Here is an 11,303-nt window from a genome sequence, read left to right on the forward strand (position 1 = left end):
CTGCCCTGGGCAAGCAGCGAACCTCAGGTGTTGGACGGGCTGTGCATAACCCCTGCCAGCGAGTATCAACAATCAAAGCTGACGCTTTTCATGTGGATACTCGCATCATCACTGATGGACCCAAATCTGACGTTTTTCGAACCGATACTCGCCAGCTCGCATCACCCTCAAAACGCCAAATCCAGTCACACCTCTTGCATTTCGAATAAATGAGGCCGATCCCGGTAGGATCGGGGTCATGATGTCGCTGCACGTTCTCAGTGCTGGCACCGGTTACCTGTACTACACGCAGGAGACCGCCAGCGGTGATGAACTGCGCGCAGCCGACCGCCAACTGGGCGACTACTACACCACCCAAGGACTCCCACCGGGGCAGTGGCTGGGGCGCGGAGCCGAAGCCTTGGGTGTCTCCGGGAACGTCACCGAAGCCCAGATGGCCAACCTGTTCGGGCAGGGCCGGCACCCCCAGTACGAAGCCATACTCGCCGCCAAACTCGTCGAAGGACTGCCTGCCAAGAAGGCGGAGAAAGCCGCCCAGGCGGAGGCGAAACTGGGCCGCCGCTACTACGACTACGCACCCAAAGACAACACCCTGGCACAGGCCATCCGTGTCCGTGAGAGCGACTTCGAACGCCTGCAGGGCCGCAAGCCCACCGCGGCCGAACGGCACCGCATCCGGGCCACCGCCGGGGCTCTGATGTTCCGTGAAGGACACGGCCGCCCGCCCGCCACCAAGGAGGAACTGGGCAAGTACATCACCGCGCAACTGCGTCCCCAACAGAACGCCGTGGCCGGATACGACCTGACCTTCACCCCCGTCAAAAGCATCTCCGTGCTGTGGGCCCTCGGGGACGCCGACACCCGCCGACTGGTCGAAGAAGCCCACCAGTCCGCGTTGAAGCAGTCCGTGGAGTACCTGGAAACCCACGCCCTCGCCACCCGCCTGGGCACCAACGGCATCGCCCAGACCTCCATCAAATCCGGACTCACAGCCACGGCGTTCCGGCACCACGATTCCCGCCTCGGGGACCCGAACCTGCACACCCACCTCGTGGTCTCCAACAAGGTCCAGGACCTGCAGGGGAACTGGAAGAGCATCGACGGCAAGCTCCTGCACCGTTCCGCGGTGGCCGTCTCTGAGCACTACAACACCCAAATCCAGGCCTACCTCGAAGACCACGGTGTCCAGTTCGAAGCCCGCACCGTGAACGGCTCCAAGCAGCCCGTCATGGAAGTCGCGTCCGTCCCGCGGGAACTGACCACCCTGTTCTCCAAACGCAGCGCAGGCATCCGGTCCAGCCTGGCCGAACTGCGCCAGGCCTACGAGGAACAGCACGGCCACAGCCCCGACCAAGCAGCCCTGGTCAAACTCGCCCAAGCGGCAACACTGGACACCCGGCCCGACAAAGACAAACCCAAAACCCTCGCCGAACAGGCCAAAGCGTGGCGGCAGGAAGCCGCGACCCTGTACACGGGCAAGGACCTCAAACGCATCACCGGCGCCCGTTCCCGGACCCGCCGCCCCGCCGTCACGGGGATTGATATTGACGCCACCGCCCGTCAGATCGTCGCAGCCGTCTCGGACAAACGCTCCACCTGGACGGCGCAGAACGTCATGGCCGAGACCAACCGCTGGGCCCGCGAATACGCCGTCAACCACGGACCGGTCCCGGCCGGAACCATCGAACACGTGGTCTCCCACAGCCTGGCCACCGTCTCGGTGCGTATCACCCCGGACCAGGTACACGGACGGTTCGAAGCACTCACCCGGAACGCCGGAACAGCGGACTTCAACCACCGCACCGACACCCGGTACACCTCCACGAAGATCCTTCAAGACGAAAACCTGCTCCTGCGTGCCGGCACACGCGATGTCATCCCGGCAGCATCCATACAGGACTTCACCGCCGCCGTCGAAGCCTACAACCTCGCGGTGGCCACGGGGGAGAAGTCCCACCCGCTGGATCCCGGGCAGATCGAACTGGCCCGGCAATTCGCCACCTCATCAAAGCTCCTGGCCGTCGGGATCGGCGCCGCCGGCACCGGCAAATCCTCTTCCATGGGCTTGGTCCGGGCTGCTGTCACGCACGCCGGCGGCAGGGTCATCGGCCTCGCACCATCAGCCGTGGCCGCTGCGAACCTGGGCGAACAGCTCGGAATCACCGCCGCGACCACGGACAAGTTCCTGACCAGTTCCAGCGAGGCTTTCACCATCACCCCGGGCACCCTCGTGATCGTTGACGAGGCCGGGATGCAGGGCACCGGGAAACTCGCCGACGTCGTCCGTGCCGTGGAAGCCGGCGGGGGACTGGTCCGCCTCATCGGGGACGACCGGCAGCTCTCCGCCGTCCAGGCCGGCGGCGCGCTGCGGTTGCTGATCAACGAAATCGGGGCCACGGAACTGGAGACCATCCACCGCTTCCACAGCCCCGAAGAAGCAGAAGCATCACTGCTCCTGCGCACCCCCACCGAACACGAAGCCGACCCGTTCGCCTGGTACAAGAGCAACGGACGAGTCCAGGCCGGAAGCATCGACACCGTCGAAGGGTTGGCGTTCGGGTTGTGGCAGGACCGCCTCAACCAGGGCGACGCCGCGGTGATGATGGCACCGACCAACGAAAGCTCCCAACGCCTCTCCGAACGCGCCCAGGCCTACCGGATCGAAACCGGCCAAGTCGCCGGCACCGGGGCATCCGTGCAGCTGCGCGACGGCTCCCACGCCTGGGCCGGGGACCACATAGTGACCCGGCTGAACGACACCGGCCTGAAGGTCAAACGGGGCCGGGACATCGTCAAAAACGGTGACCTCTGGACCGTCGAAGAAGCCCACGACGACGGGTCCCTGTCAGTAAGTCATCTTGAGCACGGAGGCACGATCCGGCTCCCCGCCGCATACGTCGCAGAGCACGTCCACCTCGGCTACGCCCTGACCACCCACCGCGCCCAGGGCATGACCCGCGATGCCGGGATCCCCATCCTCGATGCCTCCACCACCCGGGAGAACGCCTACGTCGCCGCAACCCGTGGCCGGGACGAGAACGTATTGTTCGTCGCCGTCGAGGAAGGCCAGGACCGGGACGGTGTGCTGGCCGTCATCGCAGGAAACCACAGCCAGGAAACCTCCGCGCACGAGGCCATGGCCACCGAATACGAACGCATCAACTCGCCCCTGACCCTCGCCGACCAGTACCGCTACGTCAACGACGAAGCCAACACCCTGCGCATGGCCGCCATGGCCCGCGACATCCTCGGACCGGATGCCGAGGAGTTCATCAAGGCCGAGTCCTGGGGAGCCGTCGCCACACACCTGGCCAACGCCGAACACGACGGCTGGGACACCGCCGGGCTGCTGCGCACCGCAGCCGGCCAACGCGAATTCCAAACCGCCGATGACCTCTCCGCCGTCCTCGCCTGGCGCGTGGAAAAGATCATCGACAAAGCCCCCGAACTCATCGCCCAAGCAGGCGAACGCCCCCTGCAGGGCCTCACCGATTCCCAGCTGGCCACCCTCCGGTCCGAAGCCGAAGCCGGCGCCCGGGCCGCCCGTGAAGCAGCCGCCGTCCAAGGACCCCAACCAGCTGACCACTGGACCAACCGCCGGCACGGCAACCTCACCGACGCCGAACTTGAACGCCGGATCTTCGCCACCAGGTTCACCGCACGGGAAACCTCAACCATCAACCACCCCGCACAGGCCCGCGGCGCCCACCAGCAACTGCGCGCACTCCAGAAAGAACACCGGATCCGCACCCAGCAGCTCAAAGAATCCCAGCGCACAACAGAAACCACCGAACGCGGCACCCGCACAGCCCACGGTCGCAACCCCGCCGCAGCGGCCAGCACCCAGCGTGCCTGGGCACACGAAACGATCGCCGCCCGCGCCCGCGCAGAGGAACGCCTCCGCACCCTCACACCACGCCCCGCCACCCCGGTGCAGGCACCGGACCGGCTGCCGGAATGGCTCGCCCCCGCACACGCGGCGACAAGCCCGTACCTGCCGCAGCCCTGGAAGGAAGAACTCACAGCACGCCGCGAAGTCCTCGCCGCACGCTTCGACGAACGCGGCCACCTCCTGGCCGCCACACCACCGGAATGGGCACAGAAACTCGGCCCCCTCCCGGCCCGCCCCGACGCCAACCAGCAATGGCGCGACACCGCAGCCAGCATCGAAATGTTCCGCGCCCGCTACAACGTTCCCGAAACGGAGGCCACACCAGTGCCAGAACGGTTTAGAAACGAAGAAGTCGGCCAACAACTCCACAACCAGGCAGTCACCGTCTCCAAACGCTCACACGCCCTGCCCGACCACACCACCGAAGAAGACCGGACACGGGACGCCCTGCGCGCGGTCGAACGCAACAAAAACACCCACGCCCCCGAAGCACCCGCGCAGCGCGCAACCGACACGGACCGGCAAGCCAACGTCCAAGAACCAGCCGCCATCACCCCCGAACAGACCGAGAAACCACGACTCCGCAGCCGGTTGGAAAAAATCACGGCCGAACGGAACGCCGCACGGATCGCGGCGCAACAACAGGCACAACCCCAGACCGAGCAAACCCCCGCGCAGAAAGAAGCCGCCCAAAAGCAGGCCGAGCGTGCAGCAGCGCAGGCGCGCCAGCAACAGCACGATCAGGGACGCGAACTCTAACCGCCACGGATCACGGCTCGGAATAGGTCACGCGTTCTCCGCCCCTCAATAGGGGGTGGGGTGACTCGTGCCTGATCCAGCCGATTCCATCCCAGAATTTCCTGGATTCGGCGTTATCGTTCAGGGCAGTCATGCGCGGCAGCGGGTTCTGGACCCGGATCACCTGCAGTGTCTTGCGGCCAATCCCGTTCCGACGCATAGGGACAGCGACCTCGAAGGCGAGGATGTCGAGCTGCCCGTGCGGGAGATCGCCGAGGACAGGGTGCGTGTCAGGACCTGTCAGGACGTATTTGCAGCGTGCGACTTCCCGGCCGCTGAGCAGGAGGATTGACACCCAGTGTTCCTCGGCCGGCGGTTCGCTCCCGTACGTTTCCCCCCACCATGGCTTCACGAAATCGGACGAGCTCTCGTAGGTCGGGGACCAGTACTTGCGCTTGCGTACAGGCGTTCTGTTGACGATCTGAAGGTTATCGACACCGCTGCTCATTGAGCGACTTTATCGGATCCTGCTCCGGAAGACGGGGGACCGACAACAGCCGGTCCAAGCTCAGAACCGGGGAATCACACGATCAGCGGCTCTGGTACGCACGCCACGGCAAGGAGACACTCTGAAGCTTCAGTTACCTGGCCGTTGCACGGTCGAGTAACGCCAGCCGTTGAATTCGCACTGCCAATGTCACAGCGGCAAGAGGCCGGGTTAACCTTTCTTGCGGGTGCCCTGTTCCGGTTCGATTTTGGAATGGCGACCGGCTGTGAGGTCTCGTCGTACCAGCCATGAGCGGCGGCGGGCGGTCTTCAGCGCAAGCGGAGCGTCCGGGATTGCCTTCTTGGCTGTCGTTCTGATGAAGCCGACGCCCCCTGGAGTTACTTCGACTTGATTGCTCATGCCTACAGTGTAGGCCGTCAAGCTGATTATTCGCTGCGTCCGGCTGCGGCCGCTATGGCGAACGCTGGTGCGAGTTCAGCTGCGATCAACTCGGTAAGGAAGACGTCGCCCTTGGACAGCGAGCCAGCTTTCGGGGCGTCAACGGCCACCATGCCGAAGATCACTCCGCTCGACCAAATGGGAGCGCGGATAAAGGTTCGGTACCGCGCCTGATCACCTTCGTAGTGCTCAGGAGCTTCAGTAGAGGTGTCGGCGTAGAGCTCCCCCTCTGGTGAGCTTCCCGAGAGATATGTCAGAATCTCAGCGCCGTCAGCCTTATCAAAGGAGAACGTGCGAGGGACGTCATTGCGTCCCAACCGGGCCAAGGGGTACAGCTCATTTGGTTCCTTGACCGCATATACGATGGCCCGCACATCGGTACTAGCTGGCATCATGGCTCCCAGTGCGCTGCAGCAGTGTGTGGCGATGGTTTTCAGGCTTTCGTTTAGCACTTCACGGCTGGAATCTGCCGGATCTACTGAAGCAAGTTCAGCCATCAAATCCAAGGCGGGGCCAAGCTTGTTCCTGAGCTCTTTCATGGTGTCGTACCTGGCGTCGGCAGCAGACTTTTTCTCTTTGTCCTCCCGGACTGCCTTGATGACCAGCAAAGCCGTGGCCGCTGCCCCGGCTATGATCGCTGCAGATCGAAGAAAGGTGGCCAGCCCACCATCGAGCTGTGCCCATCCCATGAATGCGGTGGCAATACCGGCCAACGTCGTCGGCGCGACGGTCAGCAGGATGCTGGACCGATCGGTCCAGATGCCTCCGCGGCCGACTGCCCTCCGGGCGTGAGATTGCTTGGACATGCTCACCTTCATCTGAATAGCGGGTGTTGTACCTGAGAAGTTCAACAGGACTGGCCGAAGACTTCCACTACACTGGATGTACGGGTAAACCCGCCAGAAAGTTAACTTAGATTCTGAAGATGACTAAAGGGTCCCCTGGCCGGTTTACACGTTCAGCTTGAAAGGGCCCAATTAGGTCTGATGGCACGCATGAAAGAGATCGATTTAGATCGTTCCCGTGGCCTCAGTGCCAAGGAGACCCGGACCTTTGAGGCGCGCCGGGCCCGGCTTTATGGCCAGTTCGGGCAGTCAGCGACCAACGCAACTGATGCTCTGGTTGATCATTTCGGCGCGCCGGGGCTCTTGCTCACGGAGGGGCTACGAGTACGCACTCCTTTTTCCTATCTTGAGAAGCCAATCTCAGAAGAGGACGTGTCGGACCGGACAGCACCGAAACGCGCTTTTCGGCCTCCGGCCACGATGATCCTCTCCAGCAAGGGAGCTGCCTTGCGTATGTACCTCACGGCCTTGGCTTATGCCCAGCTCAGAAATCGTCCCGGCCGCAGAGCCGTACTGGACATACCGCTGACAACTTTTTCGCGTGAATGGGGATGGAGCGACCTGGTGGCCACCTCAGCGGTTCAAACCGGGATAGGAAAGTCCAGCTCAGCTATACGCGATAAAAAGGCCAGAACACTGGCTACTGCTCTGGATACTCTTGAGGAAGCGAAACTGGTGCATCTCCCCGGGACACCAGGCAAAAGGGGCAGGTACGAGGGATTCAGTCTCCTGGACGAATCGGGATGGCAACGAGGCGGAGACCCTCTTCCCTACGTGGTTCCTCAAAAAAATGAAGACTATTTCACCCTGCCGGTTGGATTCATTACCCAGGGGTGGCTCCATGTGCTGGAAGACTCCGAAGTCGTCCTCCTCCTGGCTATAGCATGCCGCAGGGGGACCCTGGCAGCAATTGGAGAGGACCCGGATATTCTCCCGGGCGAAGTGGCAATCCCCGCGGACGTGAGACTGAGACGCTACGGGATTCACCGCGATCCCTTCTCAGCAGCGCGCAAGACGCTTGAATGGTTTGGGCTCCTCAAGGTCCGCGAGATAGACCGACACGGCGACGGACGAGCACAAGATTCAGCAACGAAGCTTCATAGGATTTCATTGCTTCCCGAGGGGTTTGAATCCCCGGCCTTGCAATCTGTCCGCGAGACCATCGACCATCAACTCGGCTTTTGAACACCAAATTTGAGGAGAGGGCAACCCCAGAACTGACGGAAAGCCCCGGACTTTCCAGTGATCTAGGCTCGGAGAGCAGAGGAACAGACCCAACACGAAGCAGCCTGGTCCACCGCTGACCTGCAGCAGCGGCAGGATCGCGGCCCAGGAAATGGTTAGCAGGGGAGCGGCATGTTTAAACCCTTCAGGAGTTTTAGAAGAGCGTGGTGGGAGTTGCGGAGGAAGCGACGCATTGTCCTTCGCCACGGCCCAAGGTCCTTCACACTGACCGTCCCCAGAGAATCAGGACCCAACCTTGTTCAGGGCAGACTTGTTCCGCGTCCTCAGCTGCACGGAACGCGGTCAGGCATTTTCGGGGAGAGCACAACGAGCGCCTACCTTGACTTTGTGATCATCAGGAACCGTGTCGGAAAGTTTCAAGGTGTCGGAGTCCCAGACGAGTACCACCACCAAGGGTGGGCCACAGATATGATCTACGCGTTGCTGACCCACTACCCGGATATCTACTTCTATAACAGCTCTCTCAACGAGATGTCAGGCCCGCTATTCATGAAGCTGCGCTCCGAAATGCCTGAACGCATCGCCCCAATCCGCCGGCATGCGGATGGCAGCTACGAAGTCGACACTTTGTGGCGACCACGGCGGCGAGACTGATGTTCACTGCTCACGGTCCTAGTTGTGCCGGCGCTAAGATTCCGGAGTGAATGAGCCAAAGAAGAACCAGGGTGGCGTGGCCGACAATCAGATTGCGAACGGAGGAGCGCAATGACTGACGATGTCGTTTCTGAGGACAGAACCGCATCCGGCGTTTTCTGGGTTCAAGGAGGCAACGAAGTTGCTGGGGCGGTGGAGTTTGCGGATGAGGGCTACGCCCTCAGGCTGTCTGGCTTTTGTTTCCCTCCGAAGCAGGTTGAAATTCTTGATGGCGGGGCTATCCGGTACGGCTCTGCACCGGATCAAATCGCAGCGGACTTCGCGGCCCGCGTCATTCTAGGTCGCCTAGATGACGAATCGCTGGTCACCTTACTCGACGCTCATATGCAGCCCGGCCCGGACGTTACCTCCAGCTATGCCCAATTCTTTACGGGGAAGCGCTGGCTGCACGGGGCACACATCTCCGGTGACGATGAAGAAATCCACGGCATTCGTTGGTCGTGGCCAGTTCTTGCTTCCGCGGTCAGCTGGACAACAGAAGCGGAAGTCCCCGGTCCTGTCCCGGGTCAGTTGGCGCCGTGGGTACATGAGCAGAAGGCCGGCCTGACTTTCAAGCCTGGGAACCCTTCACCCGTGGGCGTACTGATTCAAGATGTCCAAGTGGTAGCCGCGCAGCTTCTTGGTCTATGGACCCAGAAACCTGTTCCCTCACCGCTTGTCACCGAGATCTACCTTGAGGCGCATGGGTGGTGTTCTTATGTTCCTGAGCAGGAAAAGGAACAAAAGCTTCTTCGTTCGAGCGCTTTACTTCCGTTGAGAAAGCTGGGGCTGAAGGAAATGGCTTCATGGCTGGCGCTTGCGGCCAAAGTTGACCCATTCCCGTACATTGCAAACTTCGGGCCAAGTGTCGTACAGGTTGACGCCCAGGTTCTAGTGACGGCGCTGGAGGGTTTGCATCGAAGGCTGCACAGTGAAGTGAGACCTTTCCATGAAGTAAGTGTGCGAGGGGTGCAGCGTGCCATGAAGGCCGCACGCGAGGCCGGGATCCGAGGGTTGGTAACTGAAGGCCTGACAGATGAAAGTATTGCGGACAAGGTCCTGCGAGATGCACTGAGTTATGTGGACCAACCCAGCTACCACTCGAGAATCGTAGAGCTGGTGTCTCCAGTGATGGAGGTCGCACCAGGGGTCTGTGGACCGGAGCTGAACTCGTGGCTGGGGATCGTAAAGAAGATCCGCAATGAGCAGAGCCACCAGCTTCTTGGTGCCTTCGGCAGCGCAGAGCTGGGTAACTATTTCGTTGCCACGATCTCGTGTAAGTGGGTGCTTGTGTTGCGAATTCTCCTTGAGATTGTTTCACCGAAGGATCTAAAGGAGGCGGTGACAAGATCCCAAAGCTACATTTATGCCCTCGCCAACATGGATGAAGAGCATATTTGGGGTGAGCCTGGTGCGTTGGGGACGTTTTCGGCAGCCGGATCGGATAGCGATGATGACAATGAGAATCGCATCAACTAATAAGCATTAGTACACCAGCAGGGGGTTACGGTGGACCAATCCAGCAGGGGGTTACCGATGGACCAATACAGTTCGAGGCAGCTTGATGACGGGCCCTGCCCAATGCGTGCGCCGGAGGGTAGAGGCCATGGGCAGGTCTGCTAATCTGCGGTAATGGCCAAGGGAAACTCTGCTCTCGATATTCGTGAACTACGTGCTGCTCAGGCAGTGCGCGCAGTCTATGGCGCCGCAAGATGGGAAATCATTCCGAGGGACGTCGACGGCGCACCTTCAGGAACGCATGACTTCGATCTGTCCGATGGAACAACGACAGTTGCTGTCGAAGTCACGACAATTGCTGAGACCGAGACGCTCCGAGACAGTGCGCAATTCAATCACCACTTCCCAAATCTCGCCGCCGAGCTTGAGGGGTTAAAACAGGGTTGGCTGGTCGTGGTCTCTAGTAGCGGAAACGCACGGGAAATTCGTCGGCAGTTGGAGACTTGGCTCGCAGATCTAGAGCGCCTAAACCTGTCTTCCGTCGAGTCAGTGAACTTGCAACAGCATGTATTCAGCGCTGAAGCGGATCGTCCTGTTTGGTACAGCACGCTGGTGGCAATGCAAGCAGCTGGGGTAATTTCTGCAGAGGTGCTGCCAACCCTCCCTGCCAGCCAGTGCAGGCTGCTCAAGGTTGATGATGGGTTCTCGTGGGACCCGTCGGATGCCGAGTACGTTTCGATGTTTGTGTCAGAACAACTTGCCGGTAAGCACGAGTCGGATGTTGAGAAAATGGATCGGGCCGTGGCGGATCGTCGTGTGCTATTCCTCTGGCTGGATTTCGAGAGCCACTTCGACGTCACGCGTCGATTGGACAATGGACTCCTTGGCGGAACTGTCCGGAACGCAGGAAGTGTCGACGAAGTTTGGATAGGTCGACATTTCACAAACGATGACGTCAGTGTTTACCGGTGGTGCGAAGCTGATGGCTGGGTTGTCCATCATTTGCAAGAAGCGGATCTCGTGGAACGCTGATCAGGAAGCGGTAATGGGCCTCGGGATGTCCCCAGCAGGTCCACGGCTGTTGCAATGCGGATATAGGTCTGGGCTCGAGCAAAGTGATGTGACACCACCAATCTGGCTGACGGGATCTATGGCAGCTGTTTCAGAGCAGAATTTGCCACTGTCTTTCATCTGGGTACCATCGGCAGGTACTTTTCCTGCTCTTCGACCTTGCCGCGGTAAAAGTCGTGGGCGGGCCATTGACGAGATGCTTCCCTCTCAAGTGGTGAACCCAGACGCCCTGGAGGGCAGCGCGGACGGCCGCCGTGTACCCCTTATTCGGCGTCCTGTGCAGCCTCCGAAGGGCGCTACAGGTTTGAGGCTCTGGCGCGCCAACCTCGTCCTTCGCTGAAGGCCCAGCGCTCTACTTCATCCGCGCCCACCGTGCGTTCTGGCTGTGACAGGTTTGGATGGCCCCGGTAGGACGGTTATTTCTGGCCCCATTTTGTGACTCGCCGGGTTTCGGTGACGGTTATATGTGGCCCCA

General features: G+C 61.0%; 7 protein-coding genes. 4 read left to right on the forward strand and 3 right to left on the reverse strand.

Going from position 1 to position 11,303, the window contains the following annotated elements:
- Positions 1-238: 238 nt before the first annotated feature.
- Positions 239-4,651 carry a MobF family relaxase gene (gene mobF, locus ACIPV6_RS22825; protein WP_400273076.1) on the forward strand — a complete coding sequence of 1,471 codons (4,413 nt, stop codon included), beginning with the start codon at positions 239-241 and terminating at the stop codon, positions 4,649-4,651.
- Between the two features lie 10 nt (positions 4,652-4,661).
- On the opposite strand, the gene ACIPV6_RS22830 is transcribed toward mobF, so the two are convergent.
- The 3 genes from ACIPV6_RS22830 to ACIPV6_RS22840 form a co-directional block, all read right to left on the reverse strand.
- The gene (locus tag ACIPV6_RS22830; protein WP_400273077.1) at positions 4,662-5,138 is read right to left on the reverse strand and encodes a hypothetical protein; all 477 of its coding nucleotides are present in this window, start codon (positions 5,136-5,138) and stop codon (positions 4,662-4,664) included.
- A 210-nt stretch (positions 5,139-5,348) separates the two neighbouring features.
- Complete coding sequence (locus tag ACIPV6_RS22835; protein WP_400273078.1) at positions 5,349-5,537, reverse strand: hypothetical protein; 189 nt, start codon at positions 5,535-5,537, stop codon at positions 5,349-5,351.
- Positions 5,538-5,563: 26 nt separating this feature from the next.
- Positions 5,564-6,382, reverse strand: coding sequence for a hypothetical protein (locus tag ACIPV6_RS22840; RefSeq protein ID WP_400273079.1), 819 nt, complete (start codon positions 6,380-6,382; stop codon positions 5,564-5,566).
- Between the two features lie 189 nt (positions 6,383-6,571).
- On the opposite strand from ACIPV6_RS22840, the gene ACIPV6_RS22845 reads away from it, so the two are divergent.
- The 3 genes from ACIPV6_RS22845 (at position 6,572) to ACIPV6_RS22855 (ending at position 10,789) form a co-directional block, all read left to right on the forward strand.
- Entirely contained in the window at positions 6,572-7,606 is a 1,035-nt protein-coding gene (locus ACIPV6_RS22845; RefSeq protein ID WP_400273080.1) for a hypothetical protein, read from the forward strand.
- A gap of 765 nt (positions 7,607-8,371) precedes the next feature.
- Positions 8,372-9,778 (forward strand): HEPN domain-containing protein, encoded by a 1,407-nt coding sequence (locus tag ACIPV6_RS22850; RefSeq protein WP_400273081.1) that lies wholly within the window; start codon positions 8,372-8,374, stop codon positions 9,776-9,778.
- A 153-nt stretch (positions 9,779-9,931) separates the two neighbouring features.
- Positions 9,932-10,789, forward strand: a complete 858-nt coding sequence (locus ACIPV6_RS22855; protein WP_400273082.1) for a hypothetical protein — start codon at positions 9,932-9,934, stop codon at positions 10,787-10,789.
- Positions 10,790-11,303 lie beyond the last annotated feature (514 nt).

Origin of the sequence: Paenarthrobacter sp. NPDC089988 (assembly GCF_044748465.1) — a bacterium.
Taxonomy (GTDB): domain Bacteria; phylum Actinomycetota; class Actinomycetes; order Actinomycetales; family Micrococcaceae; genus Arthrobacter.